Raw genomic sequence first — 20,143 nt, 5'->3', positions numbered from 1 at the left:
TCCCTTAATTGCATAAAGCTTTGCTTTTTGATAGCCGCTTCAGCAGTTTGACTGTTGTTCCATAAGCCGGGGTTGATTCAACACTGATGTGATCCATAAAGTTTTCCATTATGGTAAACCCCATGCCGGATCTTTCCAGCTCAGGCTTTGTTGTGAACAGCGGCTGCCGTGCTTCCTCAACATTTTCTATGCCTGTCCCTTCATCGCGGATCGTAATGTGAACCGTATCCTCTTCAAGGGTTGCAGCGATGTAGACGATCCCTGACTGGTCATTATTGTAGCCGTGGATAATGGCATTGGTTACAGCTTCAGAAATGACCGTTTTAATTTCCGTCAATTCGTCCATCGTCGGGTCGAGCTGAGCGATAAAGGCCGCAACCGTAACACGGGCAAAAGATTCGTTCTGGCTCAAAGCGGAAAACTGCAGCTCCATGGTGTTATTCATGACGCCACCCCCAGTTTCAGCAAGGCTTCTTTTTCGTTTTCTTCCAATCGGATGATTTTAAACAATCCTGACATGTCAAAAAGCCTTTTTACACTTGGAGAGATGGAGCAGATCACCATTTCTCCTCCAAGCTGCTTTACCTGCTTATAGCGGCCAAGAATAACGCCAAGACCGGAGCTGTCCATAAACGATAGATCTCCAAGATTCAGGACAATGCTTTTCAGTTCTTTTGACTGTAAATGCTCCTTCACTTGGTCGCGGAGCTCCTCCGCTGTATGATGATCCAGTTCACCGGACAGCCGGATGCATAGAACAGATTCTTTTACAGTAAAATCGACGGCAAGACTCATTTTGCTAAGATTCCTCCTTGAACTGTTGTTAAGAAGGGTTTCGCTGCCTTTATTTTCAAATCCTGCCCTGTGACAAAACTAGTGCTGATTCGCCATGATTTTAGCCTGCCTTCGTAAACTCTCCCAGCGCTCTTTTAAAGAAAGTCCACCAGCTTGCACCAGGGATATCTTTTTCTGCAACGAGCGGGCTTTTGGCGAGCACTTTGCTGTCCTTCTTCACAATAATTGACCCAATTTCCTGGCCTTTCTTGACAGGAGCCTGAATATCCTTATTCACCGTAATTTCCTTGGTTACTTTTTTCAGGTCTTCTCCTTTTCGGGTCAGGATGGAGACAGGTTCAGAGGTCATCAAATGAACTGTTTTCTGCATGCCTTTATGAATTCCGGCTGCTCCTACGATTTGATTGCGCTTATAAACCGGGTGGGTCTGATACTGGCTGAAAGCATAATCAAGCATCTTTGTTACTTGATTGTTTCGATCTTTCGGTGTGGCTGCGCCAAATACCACAGCAATGACCCGCATATTTCCTTTTTTCGCAGTAGCTGTCAGGCAGTACTTTGCTTCATTCGTAAAGCCAGTTTTTACTCCATCCACACCTGGATAAAATTTCACGAGACGGTTCGTGTTGACGAGCCAGAATTTTTTGTCTGTATTTTCCCTGAGATAATCCTCATACTTGCCGGTAAACTGCGTAATTTTCTCATATTTCAAAAGCTCTTTTGCCATGATGGCCATATCATGTGCCGTACTGTAGTGGTTTTCAACCGGAAGTCCTGTCGGATTGGCAAAATGCGTATTTTTCAAACCTAGCTCTTCCGCCTTTTTGTTCATGCGGCTCACAAAAGAATCGACTGAGCCCGCCAGATGCTCTGCCATTGCTACAGAAGCATCATTGCCTGAAGCAATGGAAATGCCTTTCAGCATTTCTTCAGCAGTCATTTGTTCGCCTGGCTCCAAAAATATCTGCGATCCGCCCATAGAAGCAGCATGCTCGCTCGTCCGGATCTTATCTGTCATTTTGAGTTCGCCTTTATCAATGGCTTCCATAATCAGGAGCATGGTCATTATTTTTGTCATGCTTGCCGGCGGAAGCTTTTGATCGCTGTTTTTTTGGTAAAGTACATTTCCTGTATCACGTTCTATTAAGATGGCAGACTTCGCCTGATCTGCTAGCTTCGGTGCTGAATCTGTTTTTTCAGCCGCAAGGGCGTTTGCTGATATGCCTGTTAGTAAACAAACAAAAAATGTAATGGAAAATAGTTTTTTCATTTCCATAGCCTCCCAATCAAGATACATACCATTTTTTCCTAATTTAGGGTTTCTATACGAAAAATTGATAAAGAAAAGGGTAAGTGCTTTTTAAGCAGGGGTGCAGAAAAGCAGAGTGGTATGAAGAACGAATTACTGCGGCCGGATTTTTGCAGCCGGCTGTTCAGGAAATTATGGGCTGCTTTCGGGAATATAACAGCCGGTTTCGGGAAATTCAGGCCATCTATCGGGAATATGAGGGCGGAGTTCGGGAATATGGAGCTGAGGGGATTTTTTAAAAATGTACTTTCTCTTTCTATATAGGATTTTTGCTGTTGGATTGGGGCTGCTGCTTTAACTAAATGACTGTTAACTAAGGCCAGTTCTTTGCAGCCGGCCGTTCGGGAAAATATGGGCTGCTTTCGGGAATACAACAGCCGGGTTCGTGAAATTAGCTTCTTCGATCGGGAATTTAGGGGCTGGATACGGGAATATGAATTTGTGCTGGACTCCAAATTCAGTTTATCCCAATGCAAAAATTCATTTTCCCGCCGCTCTCCAAAATTTTGTCTTTATCTAAATGAAAAAAGCACAAAAGCTCTGCGCTTTTGTGCTCCCAGTTCACCTTATTCTTTTATCGCAGCATGCACCAACTTAGGCGCTTCTACTTTTTCCTGTGAAAGCTTAATGCTTTCATACAGCTTTTCCTTCACGCTGTCTACGTTTTCCTGATTGCTGTAGATCGTGACAAGAGAATCGCCTTTCGCCACTTTATCGCCGATTTTTTTATTCAGCATAAGTCCGACTGCAAGGTCAATTTGAGATTCTTTTGTTTCACGGCCTGCACCGAGCCACATAGCAGCAGTCCCGACTTCATCTGCTACAATTTCGCACACATAGCCGTCTTCTTTTGATTCCATCTCAATTTTATATTTTGCCTGCGGAAGCTTTTCTGGAGAGTCAACGACTTCCCCATTACCGCCCTGAGCGGTTAAAAATACTTTAAATGTTTCAAGAGCTTTACCATTTTTAATGGATTCTTCTAGAAGTGAACGCGCTTCTTCAAGGGAAGATGCCTTTTCTGCCAGAAGCACCATGTAGCTTCCAAGCTCAAGGCAAAGCTCATGAAGATCCTCAGGTCCTTCCCCTTTCAGCGTATCAATCGCTTCTTTCACTTCCAGCGCATTGCCGATAGCGTATCCGAGCGGCTGGCTCATGTCTGAAATAACAGCCATCGTTTTTCTGCCGACAGCATTTCCGATTGCAACCATGGCGCCTGCCAATTCTTTCGCATCATCCAGGTCTTTCATAAATGCCCCTGCGCCTGTTTTCACATCAAGTACGATCGCATCAGCCCCTGCAGCAATTTTTTTGCTCATGATGGAACTGGCAATAAGCGGGATGCTGTTAACAGTTGCTGTGACATCTCTTAATGAATAAAGCTTTTTGTCAGCAGGCGTCAAATTTCCGCTTTGGCCGATAACTGCAATTTTATTTTCATTCACAAGCTTGATAAATTCATCGTTTTCAATTTCCACATGAAACCCTTCAACAGATTCCAGTTTGTCAATTGTGCCGCCAGTATGGCCTAGTCCTCTTCCGGACATTTTAGCAACAGGCACACCGACAGATGCGACAAGCGGGCCAAGCACAAGCGTTGTTGTGTCGCCAACTCCTCCTGTGGAATGTTTATCAACCTTAATTCCTTCGATGCCGCTTAAATCGATCGTATCGCCGGATTCTACCATCGCCATTGTTAAATCAGCGCGTTCTCTGTCCGTCATATCACGGAAGAAGACAGCCATTGTAAAAGCACTTACCTGATAATCAGGAATCTCATCATTTGTATAGCCGTCCACGATGAATTGAATTTCTTCTTTGCTGAGTTCCATGCCGTCACGCTTTTTTTGAATTAAATCTACCATTCTCATTATGCTCACACCTTATCGTTTAGTCGTAGAATGAATATCATGTACCAGTTCTTTTACGAACTGCAAAAAGCTCGCTTTTACCTTTTCAGTCGTTTCCATTACTTCACTGTGAGAAAGCGGCTGATCAAGGATGCCTGCAGCCATATTGGAGATGCAGGAAATGCCGAGAACCTCAAGTCCTGAATGCCTTGCCACAATCACCTCTGGCACTGTTGACATGCCGACCGCGTCGCCGCCCCAGCTTCTCAGCATGCGGATTTCAGCCGGTGTTTCATAAGAAGGGCCGCTGTTAGCAATGTAGATGCCTTCCTGAAGGGAAAGGCCTGTTTTTTCAGCTGTGTTTTTCGCCAAAAGCCTTAGGTTCTTGCTGTACGCTTCAGACAGATCCGGGAAACGGACGCCAAGATTATGATCATTGTGACCGATTAATGGATTTGTGCCGATGTTATTGATGTGATCTGTAATCAGCATAAGATCGCCGGGCTCAAAGCTTTCATTAATGCCGCCGGCAGCATTTGTGACGATCAGAGTGCCAATCCCGATTTCCTTCATAACTCTGACCGGAAAGGTTACTTTTTCCATTGAATACCCTTCGTAAAAATGAAAACGCCCCTGCATTGCAGCAACAAATGCCCCTTTAAGGGTACCGAATACAAACTGTCCTGCATGGCCTTCTACTGTGGACTCCGGAAAGCCGGGAATATCCGAATAAGCAATTTTCACCGGATTTTCAATTTCATCAGCGAGTACACCAAGCCCTGAGCCTAAAATCAATCCGATTCTAGGCGTTTCCTCTATTTTCCCCTTGATAAAGCTTGCAGCCTTTATAATTTGTTCATGGTTCACGCCATAATCCCCCTAGCTTCATAAAAGCCCGCAGATGAAAAGCAAAGCTCCCGCTTCAATCAGCAAGCTTTTTAATATAGTGTTTTTTATTCAGGGTCTGTTAAATTTGGCTGTTGATTTCAGCACGAGGCGGTCGCTGAGCCTCCTCGGCGCCTTAGCGCATGCTTATCTCACCTGTCCCGCTGCTCCCGCTGGAGTCTCCCGCCTGCCCCTCCAATCAAAAAGTGCGCTAAAATCAGCATTCTTCTTTAACATAGCCTTTATTTAAGATCAGATAAGAAGCTTTTGCCGTATTCCGTTGGTTTAACATTGAAGTTATCAGCTACAGTGGCTCCAATATCAGCAAACGTTTCCCTGATATCCAGTGCTTTGCCTTCTTTAAAGGAAGGACTGTAGACTAAAAGAGGCACATATTCTCTTGTATGGTCAGTTCCTGGATGGACAGGATCATTTCCATGGTCAGCTGTAATAATCAAAAGGTCGTCTTCCTTCAGTTTGTCCAGCACCTCTGAAAGTCGTTCATCATATTCTTCCAGTGCCTTTCCGTATCCTTCAGGATCTCTGCGGTGGCCAAAAAGTGCATCAAAATCAACAAGGTTCAGGAAACTAATGCCTGTGAAGTCCTTGTCCATTGTGCTGATCAGCTGGTCCATGCCATCCATATTTGATTTAGTCCGAATGGATTCTGTAATGCCTTCACCGTCATAGATGTCAGAAATTTTGCCGATTGCCAGCACATCCCTGCCAGCATCCTTCAGTTCGTCCATGACTGTCCTGCCGAATGGCTTAAGGGCGTAGTCATGACGGTTAGAGGTTCTTTTAAATTCTCCCGGTTTTCCGACAAACGGGCGGGCAATCACTCTTCCCACTTTAAACCTGTCTTCCATTGTCAGTTCCCGCGCTATTTCGCAAATCCTGTACTGCTCTTCTATTGGAATAATCTCTTCATGAGCAGCAATTTGCAGAACGGAATCTGCAGAAGTATAGACAATAAGAGAGCCGCTTTTCATGTGCTCCTCGCCAAGCTCATCCAGAATTTCTGTTCCGGATGCCGGTTTATTTCCAATTACTTTGCGGCCTGTTTTTTCCTCAAGCTGCTCCACAAGCTCTTTCGGGAATCCGTCAGGAAATACTTGAAAAGGGTTTTCAATATAAAGACCCATAATTTCCCAATGTCCTGTCATCGTATCTTTTCCATTAGAGGCTTCCTGCATTTTTGTATAGCAGGCAAGCGGCTTATCCTGCAGAGGCACCCCTTTAATTTCCCGAATATTGCTGAGCCCGAGCTTCGCCATATTCGGTAAATGAATGCCATTCATTTTTTCGGCAATATGTCCCAGCGTGTCTGAACCGACGTCGTTAAATTTTTCTGCATCCGGAGCTTCTCCGATTCCGACTGAATCCATCACAACAATGAACATGCGCTTATATGTATAATCAGACATCCTGTTCCTCCTAAATAAAATACTTTTGTCTTCCTGTCCTTACTCAAAGTTCCCTTTGAGGGCCATTCTCAATCCATGCGAGTAAAGTTTTTAAACCTGATTGAAAATGTGCCGAATGTCTAGTTAAATTGAATAAGTCAGAAGTCTGACAACCATATTATAAACCGTTTACAACGATTGTGACAATAACAGGTTTCCTAATGGCTTCAGCAGCAAAAATTTTCTAAAAAATAAATAAACAGCCGCAAAAATGCAGCTGCTTTTTATGCTCTGGGATGATATTGCTTGTAAACATCCTTCAGTCTTGTTTTCGTTACATGAGTATATATTTGAGTAGTGGAAATATCAGCATGACCGAGCATCTCCTGCACTGCTCTCAGATCCGCTCCATTTTCCAAAAGATGCGTTGCAAATGAATGCCTCAGAGTGTGCGGTGTCAGCGTTTTAGAAATGCCTGCTTCCAAAGCGATTTTCTTAAGGTTCTTCCAAAAGCCCTGCCGTGTAATTCTATTTCCATGATGGTTTAAAAACAGAGCATCAGTTCCTGAACGGCCTTTCAGCATTTTCGGTCGGGCTTTTTCAAGGTATTGCGTTAAACTATCAGATGCTGCTCTCCCGATAGGAACAATTCTTTCTTTGCTCCCTTTTCCGAAGCAGCGGATGAATCCCATGGATAAATGGGCATCAGCCAAATCAAGATTAATCATTTCACTGACACGGATGCCTGTTGCATAGAGCAGTTCCAGCATTGCTTTGTCGCGGTATCCAATCGGAGAGGTTAAGAGCGGTGTTTCAAGGAGCCTTTCCACCTCTTTAAGGGAAAGAACCTGCGGCAGCTTTCTTTCAATTTGAGGGGATTCGATATGTACAGACGGATCCTGATCACATACCTTCTCCCTAAGCAGGAATTGATGAAGCGACCTGATTGAGGCAATATGCCTTGCAGCTGTTTTGCTTGATTTCCCCTGATCTTTCAGCAATTTTAAAAATTGAATGATGTTCAGGCGCGTAACGTCATTAAAGGAAGAGATCTTTTGTTCCTCTGAGAGGAATCTAGCATAATGGGATAAGTCTCTTTCGTAAGAGACAATGGTATTATTCGATAATCCTCTTTCGACCACAAGGTAATGAATAAAATCTTTAATTTGGTCATTCAAATCTCTCTACTCCCCGTTTAAAAAAAAGAATATGAGCCTGTTTCGCCAGTCATCTGTCCTCTCATGCACCATTTTGGTGACTTTTAAGGCAGCGCCTTCTGGTTCATCATACTTATGGTATCCCTGATACTCCAGATTAACCCAAATAATAGCATAATAGAATAAAATCGTAAATCCGGTAAAAATCACAAATACTTTCAATAAATCAAAGAATGCGCGCAGCATCCGCTTCATCTCAGCTCTTCCTTCCAGTCTATCTTCAATTTGACTCCCCTTTTTCAAGAAGCTTTAAACCTCAATGCAGGATTACGATGGGGAAAGCCCTGTTAAAAGATATGCCAAAACGGACAAACTTTATACCTGAAGAAGAAGAAAGACAAGGAAAAGTGCAAGCGATTTGAATGCGGCCGGCTTCATTCATCTTTTCGCCAAAAAAAAGCAAAAAACCTTCCTGTACAGAAAGGTTACTCACTTTCATGCTTACTTTGGCATTTTTCACAGATGCCATGAAACGTAAGGCGGTGATCTTTAATTTTAAATTTCCAGTCGCGCTCTACAATTTGTTCAACATCTTCTAAAAGATCTTCTTCAATTTCAGCGACAGCTCCGCATTCAATGCAAACTAAATGATGATGAAAATGCGCTGCCCCTTCTTTTCTTAAATCATACCGTGAGACACCGTCTCCAAAATTTATTTTATCAACTATTTTTAGTTCAGTCAGCAATTCCAATGTCCGATATACTGTAGCGAGCCCGATTTCTGGAGACTTTTCCTTTACGAGGAGGTAAACGTCTTCGGCACTCAAGTGGTCTTCTTCATTTTCCAGCAATACCCGAACGGTTGCTTCGCGCTGCGGCGTCAGCTTATAGCTTGATGAATGCAGCTGCTTTTTAATTCTGTCTATGCGATTTTCCATCCAGTGTTCCTCCCTCGCCACTTGCCTCATCATATTATATCAAATGAGAGTGAGGGTTCCAACTGAAATTATTATAAATTAATAAGAGAATAGATTATTATTTAAGAATCATTATAGACTAAATAGCCTGTCAAGCTCTCTCTTTACTTTCCTCCGGAAGCATCCACAACACTTTTCATCAAGCCAGGCGATGCATAAGCTTCAAGAGAAGAAGCGGCCAGTATCATTAAGCAGATTACTCCAAGTACAATCGCATATTTTACGAAAAATTGATAAGGACTCTCAAGCGTACTTTTTTTCTTCAAAAATAGCTGCCTGAAAATTTTTAGAGATACGGCGATTCCTGCCGTACTCATGATGATAAAAGCAGGAATCATGAGGATATTCTGCGGAAAGACAGACACAAAGGAAAGCAGGAATCCCTTCCAGCCCATTTGGTTCACAAGAAAGCCGACTGAAAAGCCAACAACAATTCCCTTAAGAAAAAGCATGATCAGAATAACAGGCAGTCCAATAATGGAAATGCCCAGAATCCACATCAGCCCGAGGTATTTCACATTATGGAGAAAGCTTTGCTGAAACATGTCAGCGGAGGTGGCCACTTTCCCTTCTGAGACTTGTCCAAAGAAGCGGCTTAAATAAAAATAAAGATCTTCCTTCTGGCTGAATGTCATACTGTTTACAATCACAGCTCCGAAAATGACTCCCATTAAAAACAGCACAAAAACAAATACATAGATAGAAGAATGCTCTCTTATATGCTTCGTAAACAATCCTTTTATTTGCTGGTTGCTCATTATTCTTCCCCCTGTGGCTGGCTCATAGTAGATTATATGATTGCACGGGGGAACTATTCCTTCTCATCTGCTAGAGTTTCATTTATTTAATAGATTTCAATCTTTTGCATAGAAAAAGCGGCCCAACAGCTGGGCCGCCTCCATAATTAATTTTTGCTGTATTCTACAGAAGTGTCAGCCATTGTGTAATAGCCGCCGCCTAAGTCAAGCATACCATCCTTATAGCCGTATACACGGTAAGTGAGGCCCTTTTTCAAAGTTTTCGCTGCATTTCCGTCTTTAAATAAATCCGTATCTTTTTTAATTGTGACAATGCCTTCGTAGTAAACAGCATCATGGTCTTCGTTCACATAATATCCGTTACCTACTTCATATCTTCCGCTTCCCATGCCGTAAACTTTGATCGCTTCGCCTTTTTTCAGCATTCTGTAAACCTTGCCGTCTTTGTTATAGAGAGCCATTGGCTTTTTGATCAGTATTCTGCCCTGGTAGCTTTGTGCCCTAGCTTCGCCTGATTTCACATAATAGTCCCCGCCGACGTTAATCAGGTCGCCGATTTGGCCATACACGCGAAACGCGCCGTTTTTAATGCTTCCAGCTTGTGTAAGGGAGCCGTCTGCTGCCATTTTATATAGAGGTGTTTCGTGCTTAAGAATAATCCTTGCAATCGGCAGCTTGCCGACTGCTTTATCTCCTGCTTTACCCATCGGAAGGCCGCCGATATATCCGATACCGCCTGTTTTATCGATTCCGATGCCTTTTTCCATGGCAGCTTTCAGTTCTTCTGGATTAACAGCTGTAATTTTCTTGCCATCCAATTCATCTCCTGGATGCTGGAAGTTGCTCATAATATAATTGTGGTCCATCAAGCCTTCCACAACTTTCAGGCCTGTTGCCTCAGCGCCTGCAGGTACAGAAAGGACTCTGGAAAGCTCTTTTGTCGTCAGGTCATAAGCCCATACAAAGTTGTTCGTATGCATGCCGCTGTCTTCACCGATAAACAGAGTGTTCATATCATCAGAAAAGCTTAAGTTATCAGGGCTTGCTACTTTATCAGGATTTGCTGTATTGCCGTAAGCATCTGGGGCTGCAAGGTCTTCACCGACAAGCAGGCCTTTCATGGATGCAGCTACATTGGCAGAGTCGATGGCTTTGCCTTCAGAATCCATTTGCTGGCCTTTCAAATCGAGTTCGAACGTCACGCCTGATTTGCGCTTAGGAAGCTGGATATCATCCGTTGGATCGTTTCCTGCAGCGTCTTTTTCCATACTGCCGGAAAGATCAGAAATGGCCACATACACTTTATTTTCCGCTGTATTGTAAGCAAGGCCTTCCATTTTATTAAATTCTGAAGTGGCGCCTTTCATTGCTGCGTAACGGCGAGTTTCAAGCGTTTGAGCTGCCTTTTCCATGCCAGGCTTAAGCTTAAGGTATTCAACATTTTTGCTCGCGTAAGTTTTTACAGCTGTAAAACCTTCTTTGGCTGTATCGGAAGTTTCAAAGATATCACTGAATTTTGTTCCTTTATCAATGATCGCTTTCACTTCATCGTCAGTAGAATGGCCGATTTTCATCCACTGAAGGTCTCCAGAACCTCCATTTTCAGTTCCAGTCTGTTTAAATTTAGCTGCATAAAGAGTGCCGGCAGAGAAATCCTTCTCTTTGTCAGCCACATACATGAACATCATCGTATTGCCGCCGTCATCGCCAAAATAAGCTGTGCGGTTGTCCGGCATTACTTTCATCAATTCATGGGAGAAGCGGCCTGTGCTGTAATGCTTGGCAACTTTCGTGGAACCATCTTTATTCACTGTAATTTCAGGAATCCATCCGTAGTTGTATGGATTAGCTTTTGCTTCGTCGCCAAAGTAAAGCTTGGCAAAAGTGCTCACCTGTGTATAGGCATTGGATTTTTTGTCTTCAAAAGATCTTGCGTCCGGCTCATATTCCTCTGATCCCAGGTGCGTTCCCCAAGGTGACAGAGAACCATTGCAGGGAATCCATAGTCCATTTACGGAAGAAAAGTCAATTTTAGAAACTTTATCAGGCACCAGTTTGCCTGTTTTTTTATCTTGTACAAGCTTTGTAAGCGACATAGATGCAGGGACAAGGCCGTAAGCAGATTTTCCGGCTGCATCAATGGTTTGATACTCATAATGCGTCACCATATAAATATCATTGCCGACTTTCATGACGCTGTTGGAGTCAGGTGCGTCTGATACGAATGGAACGGGCTTTCCTTCAGCACTAGTATCCATAATCGGATTGCCGTTAAAATCAATTGGAGTTCCTGCCGCGATCATTTGCCCTTTGTTTTCTGCTACTTTATCTTCTGACTTGAATAATCTGTTGTAGGAGAGAGGGAAGTCCTTTTTCAGGCCATTGCTGTAAGTTACTTCAATAGATGCGCCAGTGTATGTATCTACCATTTGTTCAATCGTTTTTGGAGCGTCCATTCCTTTGAACTTCATTGATTCAATGGTTACTTCTTTTGTAGCAGCATGGGCCGGTGCCATGCAAGGGACCATTAATCCCACTGCCAAAGCCACTGCGATTCTCTTTTTCATACTCATCCTCCTGATTATGTAAAAATAAATTACTCTCTATCAATTAAATACTCGAATTGTAAATCTAGTATTAATTTTTCGATAATTTATTCTAAATTTTTTCTTTATACACCAAAAGGTGCGCCATTATGGGCGCACCTTTTGGTCAACTTTTCCATATATTCCTCCGCCGCCCGCTTTTAAGGCGAGGGTTCCATTTCTTGCTGCCAGAATCAGATCAGCTGTTTTTTGAGGGATTATTTCTGAAAGCTGACTGCCTTCTGTATGATGAAGAATCGTCATTTCCGTACCGAATGCTTCTTTTAGTTTGGTTAATGTTTTGGGCCCGATACCCGGAATAAACTGAAGCGGCACCTGATGAATATAAGGAGGCCTTTCCGGTTTTTTGCCGGCTGCATCTGACAATTCTGCAATTCTTGTGCTCACGCCTTTTGTAATTCTTGTTTTTCCGCAGTTAGGGCAAGGACCATCAGGCTTCGGCCGTTCTATGCCGCACCCTTCACAGGTTGTTAAATAGTATTTTCCCAGGAAAGGATTCAGGCCGTAATTGGCAAGAATCCTCCTTCCGCCTTCGTTTTTCAGAGCTTTTTTCAGTTCCTCAAAGGATGCACTTTTTAATTGAAGCTTCTGATATTCTCTCGCCATTTTAGGAAGCGAGTGAGCGTCCGAATTGGAAACGAAGGAATAACCATGGAGCTCAGCAATGCCATCAGCCATTTCTGTATTGGAGCTTAATCCAAGTTCAACAGCATCGATGAGCTTTGGTTCAAACACTTCTTTGATGGATTTTTCCACACCGCTTCCGTACACGCTTCTATGAGGGGTGAATATATGAGCCGGAATAAAGAGGCCATTTTCTTTCTTTACCTGCTCTTGCAGAACTTTTCCATGTACGTAAACTCTTTGCGAGCTTAAATTAATATTCTTCAGACAACCTTTAAGCCACTCGGAAAACCTCTCCATATTTTCAAGATAAGGAAAAAATGCCAGGACGTGCAGAGGCCCTTTGCAGAAAGGGTCATAAATTTCCAGCTCTGTTCCGAGCAGCAGCGTAGTGTTTCTGTAGCGGACTCCGCCTTCCGGAAGCTCCGCTGCTTCCTTACTGTCGATGAGAGCTCTAAGTTCGCTTTGCACCTCTGGTACGTGGGAATCAATGATGCCGACAATATCGATCCCCTTGCTGTCGCTTGCTTCTATCAGTATATTTTTTAAGGTCAATGTTTTAGATGCCGTAATTTTTACTGCTTTTCCGGTTTCTGTTGACCCGATATGAACATGCAAATCTGCGTAGTATTCTTTCATTTTTGCTGCAAAGCTTGCTTCAGCTGCAAATACTGAACAGCATACGCCGTTTTGGCGTCATAAATCCGCTGTTCCTTGATCAGCTGCAGCGCCTCGTCAATCGTCACCTCCATTACTTCTACAAATTCGTCTTCATCAAGCGATGCTTCAGTTTCCATCACTTTAAGATCTTCTGCCAGATATAAGTGAACCAGTTCGTCGGCAAATCCCGGGGACGTATAAAAGGAAATCAAATGTTCCATAGAATCACATGTATACCCTGTTTCCTCTTCCAGTTCCCTTTTGGCGGTATATTCAGGCTGTTCTCCTTTTTCGAGCTTTCCTGCCGGTATTTCCACCATAATCCGCTCCATTGGTTTTCTGAACTGCTGCACCATCACAATCTTATTATCTTTTGTAACCGGAATAACAGCGACCGCTCCAGGGTGTTTGACGATCTCCCTTGTGCTTGTCTTGCCGTTTGGCAGCTCTACTTCCTGTAAAAAAAGATCAATGATTCTTCCAGAGAAAATTTCCTTGGAATGAAGTTCTTTTTCCTTTAAGTGATCCATCATTTCAGCTCCTCGTTCTATGTATTTCTTTCCTTTCATACATTCTATCATAATCATTCCCATACCAAGGAGCTGGTACCCTTTCATGAAAATCTGCCGTTTTGAAAACCGGATTGTACTTGTCGGGAAAGCATGGGAAATCAGGGCGAAATTAAAAGAGTATGCAAGACAGTACGCTCTCCTTCAGGACTGGATTAACGACCGCCAGCCATGAGGTTTGCTTTTTCCTCTCTCTTATACTACTGTCAAATGGAGAGCCTGATATAAGGGGGAGAATTATGAAAAAGCGCAAGCTCGGACACTCTGATTTATATGTGAGTGAAATCGGCCTCGGCTGCATGTCGCTCGGCACTGAGGAAGCCCAGGCCAAATCGATTATTGATGAGGCGATTCACAGGGGAATCAATTACTTTGATACGGCTGACCTTTATGACTATGGGTTAAACGAGGAATTTGTCGGTAAGGCGCTGAAAGGCCGCAGAGAAGAAATGATACTGGCGACAAAGGCCGGCAACCATTGGGAAAAAGGAAAAGAAAGCTGGTACTGGGATCCTTCAAAAGCTTATATAAAAGAAGCGGTTAAAGAGAGCCTGCGCCGGCTTGGTACAGACTACATAGATTTATATCAGCTGCACGGCGGAACAATTGATGATCCGATTGATGAAACCATTGAAGCATTCGAAGAGCTGAAAACAGAAGGTCTCATCCGCTGGTACGGCATTTCTTCCATCAGGCCGAATGTGATGATGAAGTACTTAGAGAAATCCTCCATTGTTTCAATCATGATGCAGTACAGCCTTCTTGACCGAAGACCTGAAGAATGGTTTCCGCTTATAAAGGAAAGAGATGTCAGCGTTATTGCAAGAGGCCCAATGGCGAAAGGGCTCTTAACAGAACGTCCGGTTGAATCAGCCTCTGAATCGGTAAAAGAGAAAGGCTACCTCTCCTACTCCTATGAAGAATTGAAGCAGGTGCGCACCTCATTGAAGGATGCTGCTCCGCGGCATACATTGACAGAAACAGCTGTGCAGTATTGTTTATATGATCATACAGTCGGCGCGTTAGTTCCCGGCGCCAGCAAAAAAGAGCAGCTGCTTGAAAACTGCCGCGCTGCCGAAGCGGAACCGCTTTTTGCAGAAGAATACGAAGCATTGCAAAAAGCTTCGAAAGCAGAGATTTATGAAACCCACCGGTCCTCTTGACATGGCTTATTAAGCAAAATACATGGTAATAGAAGCGATTTTCAAACAGAAGTGCCCCAAAACCTATGTTTTGGGGCGCTCTTTTTTTTACAGGGTCTATTAAATTTTGCTGTTGATTTCCGTTTCAGGCGTCCGCTTTCCGCGGGGCGGGCGGTGAGCCTCCTCAGGCCCCTTTGGCGCCTGTGGGGTCTCACCTGTCCCGCTGCTCCCGCAGGAGTCTCCCGCCTGCCACTCCAATCAACAGGTGTGGAAAATCAACTTTCTTCTTTAACACAGTCTTATATAAAATGATGCCTGTTTGTTAAATATTATTTATTGACTCTTCCTGTTTATGCTCGGATTTCAATTTTCATGAGCGGCTTCTGCTGTTTACGTGCTGGCTGCACTCTTTATAAACGGCTCCTCCTGCCTAGGCGCGGCCGCTCGTACTTCACAGATTCACTGCTTAAACTTCTTCCAGTTCATATCGCTCTCATTCAGCAGCTCTTCAAAGCTTTTATTCTTCTCGCGCTCTTTGAGCTCCTTCAGCTTTGCCTGCCGTGCTGCTTCTTCCTTTTGTGCTTCTTCTGTCTTTAAATCAGTTTTCATTGACTGTAGCTTTTTTAAGAGATCCTGGTTGAGATAGTCTTTCAGTATGGTCTCTTTTTCTTGTTTTTTAGGTTTCATGACTGCACCCCTCCACTATCTAATCATTATACTAAAAACATATAAAAAACGGGAAGCCCGGGCTCCCCGTTTATATTAAAATGCTTCAAGCTGCACGTCATCAGAAATAATTAAATCAGGTTCTGTGGAATTTTGGATATCTTCTGCTGTGAAACCTTTTGCTGTTTCAACAAGCTTAAGGCCATCTTCTGTAACATCAATTACCGCTCTGTCAGTGATAATGCGCGTCACGACTCCTGTTCCGGTCAAAGGAAGCGAGCATTTTTTCAGGATTTTTGGCTCGCCGCTTCTGTTCACATGCTCCATAATGACGATAATTCTTTGCGCTCCATGCACCAAATCCATGGCGCCGCCCATTCCTTTAATCATTTTTCCCGGTATCATCCAGTTCGCAAGGTCTCCCGTTTCTGACACTTCCATCCCGCCGAGAATCGCTAAATCCACATGCCCTCCGCGAATCATCGCAAAGGATTCGGCACTGCTGAAATAGGCCGCTCCCTTGATGGCCGTTACGGTTTCCTTTCCGGCATTGATTAAATCAGGATCTTCTTCGCCTTCTATCGGATATGGCCCAATCCCGAGCAGTCCGTTTTCAGACTGCAGCACAACCTCTTTATTATCCTGAATATAGTTAGCCACTAACGTCGGCATTCCAATGCCAAGGTTGACGTAGTAGCCATCTTTGATTTCTTTTTCGGCACGTCTTGCGATACGCTCTCTCACTTTTGCTTTTTCTTCAATCACTGCCATATGATCACCCCGTTTTTTGAACGGTCAGCCGTTCAATTCTTTTTTCCTGCTCGCCAACGATCAGCTTTTGAACATATATACCAGGAGTATGTATCGTGTTCGCATCAAGTTCTCCTGCTTCCACTAGTTCTTCCACCTCTGCGATCGTTACTTTTCCAGCAGCTGCCATCATTGGACTAAAATTCTGGGCAGTCAGGTTGTAAACCACATTTCCCATTTTGTCTGCCCTGTATCCTCTGATAAGAGTAAAGTCAGCGGTAAGCGCTTCCTCAAGGACGTAATCTTTGCCGTTGAAGTTTCTTGTTTCCTTGCCTTCTGCAATCGGCGTGCCGAAGCCTGCAGGTGTGTAAAATGCCGGTATTCCCGCCCCTCCTGCACGAACTCTCTCAGCCAGTGTTCCTTGCGGGACAAGTTCCACCTCTAGCTCCCCTGACAGCACCTGGCGTTCAAATTCCTTGTTTTCGCCTACATAAGAGCTGATCATTTTTTTAATCTGCTTGTTTTTCAAAAGCAGACCGAGACCCCAGTCATCTACACCGCAATTGTTTGAAATGATGGTTAAATCCTTTGTTCCTGCTTCAGCAAGCGCCAAAATGAGGTTTTCCGGAATGCCGCAAAGGCCGAATCCGCCTACCATCAGTGTGGAGCCATCCCCAATGTCTTTAACCGCTTCCTGAAAAGATCCTATGATTTGTTTCATCCTCTTTCCCCCTGTTTTAGTCAGATGCTTTCAACGATCGTTGCAACGCCCTGTCCGCCGCCGATGCAAAGCGCGGCAAGCCCCATTTTCACTTCTCTCCGCTTCATTTCATGAATCAAAGAAACGAGTATTCTTGCACCGCTGGCGCCGATTGGATGACCGAGCGCTATGGCTCCGCCGTTTACATTTAAAATGTCCTGATTCAAATGCAGCTCGCGGTCTACTGCGATTGTCTGGGAAGCAAAGGCTTCGTTTGCTTCTATCAGTTCTATTTCATTTAATTCCATTTCCGCTTTTTTCAAAGCATTCCGGATCGCTTTAACAGGCCCGATGCCCATGATGGCCGGGTCAACCCCTGCATTGCCGTTCGCGATAATGCGGACAAGCGGCTTTAGGCCGAGCTCCTCTGCCTTTTCCTTCGGCATAACTACCAGTGCGGCAGCTCCGTCATTGATCCCGGAGGCGTTTCCTGCTGTAACGGTTCCATCTTTTTTAAATGCCGGACGAAGCTTTGACAGCTTTTCGGCATTAGAGCCTGCGCGCGGAAATTCGTCTGTATCAAACAGGACTGGCTCCCCTTTTCGCTGCGGGATGCTCACTGGAACGATTTCTTCTTTAAACTTGCCTTCTTCTATTGCTTTTTGCGCTCTTCTTTGGCTTTCTGCAGCAAATTCATCCTGCTCTTCCCGTGAAATGCTGTACTTCTCCGCGAGATTTTCTGCGGTAACCCCCATGTGGTACTGATTAAAGGCACATGTAAGACCATCAGATGTCATGCTGTCAATCAAGGCTTGATCGCCCATTCTTAAGCCGTCTCTTGCCCCTTTCAGCAGATATGGAGCCTGGCTCATATTTTCCATTCCTCCGGCTACAACGATTTCAGCATCACCTGCTAAAATTGCCTGAACAGCAAGGTGAACTGCTTTCAGACCAGAGCCGCATACTTTATTTATGGTCATAGAAGGACATTCTTCAGGAATGCCTGCCTGAATGGACGCCTGTCTCGCAGGATTCTGTCCAAGTCCTGCCTGCAGCACATTTCCCATGATGACTTCTGATACTTGATTTCCCTCAATGCCGGCTCTTTTTAGAGCTTCTTTTATGGCGATGGCGCCGAGTTCTGGAGCTGAAATGGTTTTCAATGCTCCTCCAAAGTTCCCGACTGCTGTTCTAACTGCGCTCACAATGACGATTTCTCTTGCATACATGTCATCTGCTCCCCCTTTGCGATTAAATGCGGCGCAAAATTTAAAGTATTCAAAATAGTGTTGCACTCCCTCTTATTTTCCTACTAAAATATCAATATGTAAACCCTTTCACAAAAAATAGGATGGTGGGCGCATGAAATTTCCGAAAAAAGCATCTTTTATTGAAGTAGGGCCAAGAGACGGCCTGCAGAATGAAAAAGTTCAGATTGATACAGCAGTAAAAATCAGCTTTATTAAGCAGCTGAAAAAAGCTGGATTTAAGGAAATGGAACTAACCTCATTTGTATCACCGAAGTGGGTTCCGCAAATGAGCGACGCGGCCGAAATTATTGCTGCATGCTCTGATGAAAGCCGGAATATCGTCCTTGCTCCCAATGAAAAAGGATTTGATCGGGCCGTTGCTTCTGGCTGTTCAAGCATCGCTTTTTTCGTTGGCGTCAGCAGTACATTTAATCAAAAAAATATTAATGCCGCTACAGAAGAAAGCCTTTCAAGAATTCTTCCGCTTGTGGAAAAGGCAAAGGACAGGGGTCTTTTTATCAGGGCCTGCATTTCGACCTCATTTTACTGTCCCTATGAGGGCAAAATAGAAGAAAAAGATACGGCTGCCATCTGCCGTGAATTTGTCCGTGCGGGTGCAGATGATTTAAGTGTTGCCGACACGATTGGAATGGCGTCTCCGCATGAGGTTTATTCACTTTTCAGCAGGCTCAGGGAAGAATTCAGCGATGTGCTTCTTACCGCTCATTTTCATGATACAAGAGGAATGGGCCTGGCGAATGTTCTGGCTGCGCTTCAAGCGGGCATTGACCGTTTTGACAGCTCAGCGGGCGGTCTTGGAGGCTGTCCGTTTGCTCCAGGTGCCTCAGGGAATATTGCAACAGAGGATGCAGTCTTCATGCTTGAGCAAATGGGCATTGAAACAGGCATTCAGCTTGATCCGCTGCTTGATGCTCTTCTCTTGATTCAGCCCTCTCTTAATAGAAGCATTTCAAGCAGACAGTTTCAGCTACGGGAAAATGCGGTAAACAGCTGAAGAATCCGCAGATCAAAATGCCTGCTTCTTTCCTGCAAGCATGATAAAATACCGGTAAAAAGGCAGGAAGGAGCCGCAAATGAAAAAACTGCTTATTGCTTTAGGGATCTTCCTTTCATACGTAACAATCGTTGGCTTTTTCTTCACCAGCAAAATGATGTTTATTAAACGAAAAACCGATGAGGAAATACTTGAAACAGAAACAGCAGGCGGCCACTACAATCACGAGGAATTTACCAAGCTTGAGAAAATCCCTGTTTCTGTACCTTCTTCGTTTGGCTATGACATTAAAGGAAGCCTGATCGCTCCTTATCAAAACAAGCAATTTATCATTCTCTGCCATGGTGTAACGGTCAGCAGGTATAATTCCATCAAGTACATGAATCTTTTTTTAAAAAGAGGATGGAATGTTCTCATTTATGACCATCGTCGCCACGGAGAATCCGGAGGAAAAACAACAAGCTTCGGCCATTATGAAAAGTTCGATTTGCAGTCGGTTGTACACTGGCTGAAAAAAGAGTATGGAGAGGATTTGACACTCGGCATTCACGGGGAATCGATGGGTGCAGTCACAACGCTTCTGTATGCAGGCATGATTGAAGATGGAGCTGATTTTTACATAGCTGACTGTCCTTTTGAAGATTTCGGCAGGCAGCTTGCCTACAGGCTGAAGGTGGAATTCAGGCTGCCAGGCGCGCTTGTTATGCCGATTGCCAATGTCTTTTTAAAGCTTCGCGATAAATATTTGATTAAAGATGTATCTCCGATTCAGGTTGTTGACCGGATTCAGCATCCTGTCCTTTTTATTCACAGTGAAAATGATGACTATATTCCTTCTGAATCCTCAAGGCTGCTTTACGAAAAAAAGCTTGGCGCCAAGAAAATTTTCATTGCGGAAAAAGGCTCCCATGCGATGAGCTACGCTGAAAACCGCGAAGAATATCAGCGGATTCTCGATGAATTTCTTTCAGAAATTCAGGAGGAAAATAAGTTGCATTCCGAAACCAGATGAGGTAATATATTA

General features: G+C 44.1%; 22 protein-coding genes. 5 read left to right on the top strand and 17 right to left on the bottom strand.

Going from position 1 to position 20,143, the window contains the following annotated elements; translation table 11 throughout:
• Positions 1-4 precede the first annotated feature (4 nt).
• The 3 genes from spoIIAB to LRR81_RS03540 all read right to left on the bottom strand — a co-directional run bounded on the left by spoIIAB (position 5) and on the right by LRR81_RS03540 (position 2,065).
• Positions 5-445 (bottom strand): anti-sigma F factor, encoded by a 441-nt coding sequence (spoIIAB, locus tag LRR81_RS03550; protein ID WP_231787907.1) that lies wholly within the window; start codon positions 443-445, stop codon positions 5-7.
• Positions 442-795 carry an anti-sigma F factor antagonist gene (gene spoIIAA, locus LRR81_RS03545; protein ID WP_231787906.1) on the bottom strand — a complete coding sequence of 118 codons (354 nt, stop codon included), beginning with the start codon at positions 793-795 and terminating at the stop codon, positions 442-444. The genes spoIIAB and spoIIAA overlap by 4 nt, the downstream gene beginning before the upstream one ends.
• A 100-nt stretch (positions 796-895) precedes the next feature.
• A complete protein-coding gene (locus LRR81_RS03540; RefSeq protein WP_231787905.1) occupies positions 896-2,065 on the bottom strand; it encodes a D-alanyl-D-alanine carboxypeptidase family protein in 1,170 nt (389 codons plus the stop codon).
• A gap of 83 nt (positions 2,066-2,148) precedes the next feature.
• Here LRR81_RS03540 and LRR81_RS03535 point away from each other — a divergent pair, with 83 nt between their 5' ends.
• Positions 2,149-2,343 carry a hypothetical protein gene (locus tag LRR81_RS03535; protein WP_231787904.1) on the top strand — a complete coding sequence of 65 codons (195 nt, stop codon included), beginning with the start codon at positions 2,149-2,151 and terminating at the stop codon, positions 2,341-2,343.
• A gap of 327 nt (positions 2,344-2,670) precedes the next feature.
• Here LRR81_RS03535 and LRR81_RS03530 read toward each other — a convergent pair whose 3' ends face one another.
• From LRR81_RS03530 to LRR81_RS03485, 10 genes are all read right to left on the bottom strand, one after another.
• Positions 2,671-3,975: a pyrimidine-nucleoside phosphorylase gene (locus LRR81_RS03530; protein ID WP_231787903.1), complete on the bottom strand. Its 1,305-nt coding sequence runs from the start codon at positions 3,973-3,975 to the stop codon at positions 2,671-2,673.
• A gap of 12 nt (positions 3,976-3,987) precedes the next feature.
• Positions 3,988-4,821 (bottom strand): purine-nucleoside phosphorylase, encoded by an 834-nt coding sequence (locus LRR81_RS03525; RefSeq protein WP_231787902.1) that lies wholly within the window; start codon positions 4,819-4,821, stop codon positions 3,988-3,990.
• A 260-nt stretch (positions 4,822-5,081) separates the two neighbouring features.
• A complete protein-coding gene (deoB, locus tag LRR81_RS03520; protein WP_231787901.1) occupies positions 5,082-6,266 on the bottom strand; it encodes a phosphopentomutase in 1,185 nt (394 codons plus the stop codon).
• Positions 6,267-6,529: 263 nt separating this feature from the next.
• Entirely contained in the window at positions 6,530-7,423 is an 894-nt protein-coding gene (gene xerD / locus LRR81_RS03515) for a site-specific tyrosine recombinase XerD (protein WP_231787900.1), read from the bottom strand.
• A 6-nt stretch (positions 7,424-7,429) separates the two neighbouring features.
• A complete protein-coding gene (locus tag LRR81_RS03510) occupies positions 7,430-7,657 on the bottom strand; it encodes a YqzK family protein (protein WP_231787899.1) in 228 nt (75 codons plus the stop codon).
• A 230-nt stretch (positions 7,658-7,887) separates the two neighbouring features.
• Positions 7,888-8,340, bottom strand: coding sequence for a ferric iron uptake transcriptional regulator (gene fur, locus LRR81_RS03505; RefSeq protein ID WP_231787898.1), 453 nt, complete (start codon positions 8,338-8,340; stop codon positions 7,888-7,890).
• A 143-nt stretch (positions 8,341-8,483) separates the two neighbouring features.
• On the bottom strand, positions 8,484-9,137 hold the full coding sequence (spoIIM, locus tag LRR81_RS03500; RefSeq protein WP_231787897.1) for a stage II sporulation protein M: 654 nt from the start codon (positions 9,135-9,137) through the stop codon (positions 8,484-8,486).
• Positions 9,138-9,283: 146 nt separating this feature from the next.
• Complete coding sequence (locus LRR81_RS03495) at positions 9,284-11,704, bottom strand: PhoX family protein (RefSeq protein WP_231787896.1); 2,421 nt, start codon at positions 11,702-11,704, stop codon at positions 9,284-9,286.
• A gap of 126 nt (positions 11,705-11,830) precedes the next feature.
• Entirely contained in the window at positions 11,831-13,006 is a 1,176-nt protein-coding gene (locus tag LRR81_RS03490) for an endonuclease Q family protein (protein WP_231787895.1), read from the bottom strand.
• Positions 13,003-13,557, bottom strand: a complete 555-nt coding sequence (locus LRR81_RS03485) for an NUDIX hydrolase (protein ID WP_231787894.1) — start codon at positions 13,555-13,557, stop codon at positions 13,003-13,005. Before LRR81_RS03485 ends, LRR81_RS03490 begins: the two co-directional genes overlap by 4 nt.
• Positions 13,558-13,642: 85 nt before the next feature.
• Between LRR81_RS03485 and mciZ the strand changes: the two genes are divergently transcribed.
• Entirely contained in the window at positions 13,643-13,771 is a 129-nt protein-coding gene (mciZ, locus tag LRR81_RS03480; protein ID WP_231787893.1) for a Z-ring formation inhibitor MciZ, read from the top strand.
• Between the two features lie 64 nt (positions 13,772-13,835).
• The gene (locus LRR81_RS03475) at positions 13,836-14,759 is read left to right on the top strand and encodes an aldo/keto reductase (RefSeq protein WP_231787892.1); all 924 of its coding nucleotides are present in this window, start codon (positions 13,836-13,838) and stop codon (positions 14,757-14,759) included.
• 438 nt (positions 14,760-15,197) lie between these two features.
• Here LRR81_RS03475 and LRR81_RS03470 read toward each other — a convergent pair whose 3' ends face one another.
• From LRR81_RS03470 to LRR81_RS03455, 4 genes are all read right to left on the bottom strand, one after another.
• Positions 15,198-15,425 carry a YqkE family protein gene (locus tag LRR81_RS03470; RefSeq protein WP_231787891.1) on the bottom strand — a complete coding sequence of 76 codons (228 nt, stop codon included), beginning with the start codon at positions 15,423-15,425 and terminating at the stop codon, positions 15,198-15,200.
• A 75-nt stretch (positions 15,426-15,500) separates the two neighbouring features.
• Entirely contained in the window at positions 15,501-16,175 is a 675-nt protein-coding gene (locus tag LRR81_RS03465) for a CoA transferase subunit B (protein ID WP_231787890.1), read from the bottom strand.
• Between the two features lie 4 nt (positions 16,176-16,179).
• On the bottom strand, positions 16,180-16,875 hold the full coding sequence (locus LRR81_RS03460) for a CoA transferase subunit A (protein WP_231787889.1): 696 nt from the start codon (positions 16,873-16,875) through the stop codon (positions 16,180-16,182).
• A gap of 20 nt (positions 16,876-16,895) precedes the next feature.
• Positions 16,896-18,083 carry an acetyl-CoA C-acetyltransferase gene (locus LRR81_RS03455; protein WP_231787888.1) on the bottom strand — a complete coding sequence of 396 codons (1,188 nt, stop codon included), beginning with the start codon at positions 18,081-18,083 and terminating at the stop codon, positions 16,896-16,898.
• 133 nt (positions 18,084-18,216) lie between these two features.
• Between LRR81_RS03455 and LRR81_RS03450 the strand changes: the two genes are divergently transcribed.
• The gene (locus tag LRR81_RS03450) at positions 18,217-19,119 is read left to right on the top strand and encodes a hydroxymethylglutaryl-CoA lyase (protein WP_231787887.1); all 903 of its coding nucleotides are present in this window, start codon (positions 18,217-18,219) and stop codon (positions 19,117-19,119) included.
• Between the two features lie 79 nt (positions 19,120-19,198).
• On the top strand, positions 19,199-20,131 hold the full coding sequence (locus LRR81_RS03445) for an alpha/beta hydrolase (protein ID WP_231787886.1): 933 nt from the start codon (positions 19,199-19,201) through the stop codon (positions 20,129-20,131).
• Positions 20,132-20,143 lie beyond the last annotated feature (12 nt).

Origin of the sequence: Metabacillus kandeliae (assembly GCF_021166585.1) — a bacterium.
GTDB lineage: Bacteria > Bacillota > Bacilli > Bacillales > Bacillaceae > Metabacillus_B > Metabacillus_B kandeliae.
This window is presented reverse-complemented; position numbering and strand designations above follow the sequence as displayed.

Bases quoted from the DNA above. Each gene is read 5' to 3' on its own strand.
- deoB (WP_231787901.1), bottom strand. From the start codon at position 6,266: ATGTCTGATTATACATATAAGCGCATGTTCATTGTTGTGATGGATTCA.
- LRR81_RS03510 (WP_231787899.1), bottom strand. From the start codon at position 7,657: ATGAAGCGGATGCTGCGCGCATTCTTTGATTTATTGAAAGTATTTGTG.
- LRR81_RS03485 (WP_231787894.1), bottom strand. From the start codon at position 13,557: ATGGATCACTTAAAGGAAAAAGAACTTCATTCCAAGGAAATTTTCTCT.
- LRR81_RS03445 (WP_231787886.1), top strand. From the start codon at position 19,199: ATGAAAAAACTGCTTATTGCTTTAGGGATCTTCCTTTCATACGTAACA.
- LRR81_RS03455 (WP_231787888.1), bottom strand. From the start codon at position 18,083: ATGTATGCAAGAGAAATCGTCATTGTGAGCGCAGTTAGAACAGCAGTC.
- spoIIAA (WP_231787906.1), bottom strand. From the start codon at position 795: ATGAGTCTTGCCGTCGATTTTACTGTAAAAGAATCTGTTCTATGCATC.
- LRR81_RS03450 (WP_231787887.1), top strand. From the start codon at position 18,217: ATGAAATTTCCGAAAAAAGCATCTTTTATTGAAGTAGGGCCAAGAGAC.
- mciZ (WP_231787893.1), top strand. From the start codon at position 13,643: ATGAAAATCTGCCGTTTTGAAAACCGGATTGTACTTGTCGGGAAAGCA.
- LRR81_RS03465 (WP_231787890.1), bottom strand. From the start codon at position 16,175: ATGGCAGTGATTGAAGAAAAAGCAAAAGTGAGAGAGCGTATCGCAAGA.
- LRR81_RS03530 (WP_231787903.1), bottom strand. From the start codon at position 3,975: ATGAGAATGGTAGATTTAATTCAAAAAAAGCGTGACGGCATGGAACTC.
- spoIIAB (WP_231787907.1), bottom strand. From the start codon at position 445: ATGAATAACACCATGGAGCTGCAGTTTTCCGCTTTGAGCCAGAACGAA.
- fur (WP_231787898.1), bottom strand. From the start codon at position 8,340: ATGGAAAATCGCATAGACAGAATTAAAAAGCAGCTGCATTCATCAAGC.
- LRR81_RS03460 (WP_231787889.1), bottom strand. From the start codon at position 16,875: ATGAAACAAATCATAGGATCTTTTCAGGAAGCGGTTAAAGACATTGGG.
- LRR81_RS03495 (WP_231787896.1), bottom strand. From the start codon at position 11,704: ATGAAAAAGAGAATCGCAGTGGCTTTGGCAGTGGGATTAATGGTCCCT.
- LRR81_RS03540 (WP_231787905.1), bottom strand. From the start codon at position 2,065: ATGAAAAAACTATTTTCCATTACATTTTTTGTTTGTTTACTAACAGGC.
- LRR81_RS03470 (WP_231787891.1), bottom strand. From the start codon at position 15,425: ATGAAACCTAAAAAACAAGAAAAAGAGACCATACTGAAAGACTATCTC.
- spoIIM (WP_231787897.1), bottom strand. From the start codon at position 9,137: ATGAGCAACCAGCAAATAAAAGGATTGTTTACGAAGCATATAAGAGAG.
- LRR81_RS03490 (WP_231787895.1), bottom strand. From the start codon at position 13,006: ATGAAAGAATACTACGCAGATTTGCATGTTCATATCGGGTCAACAGAA.
- LRR81_RS03475 (WP_231787892.1), top strand. From the start codon at position 13,836: ATGAAAAAGCGCAAGCTCGGACACTCTGATTTATATGTGAGTGAAATC.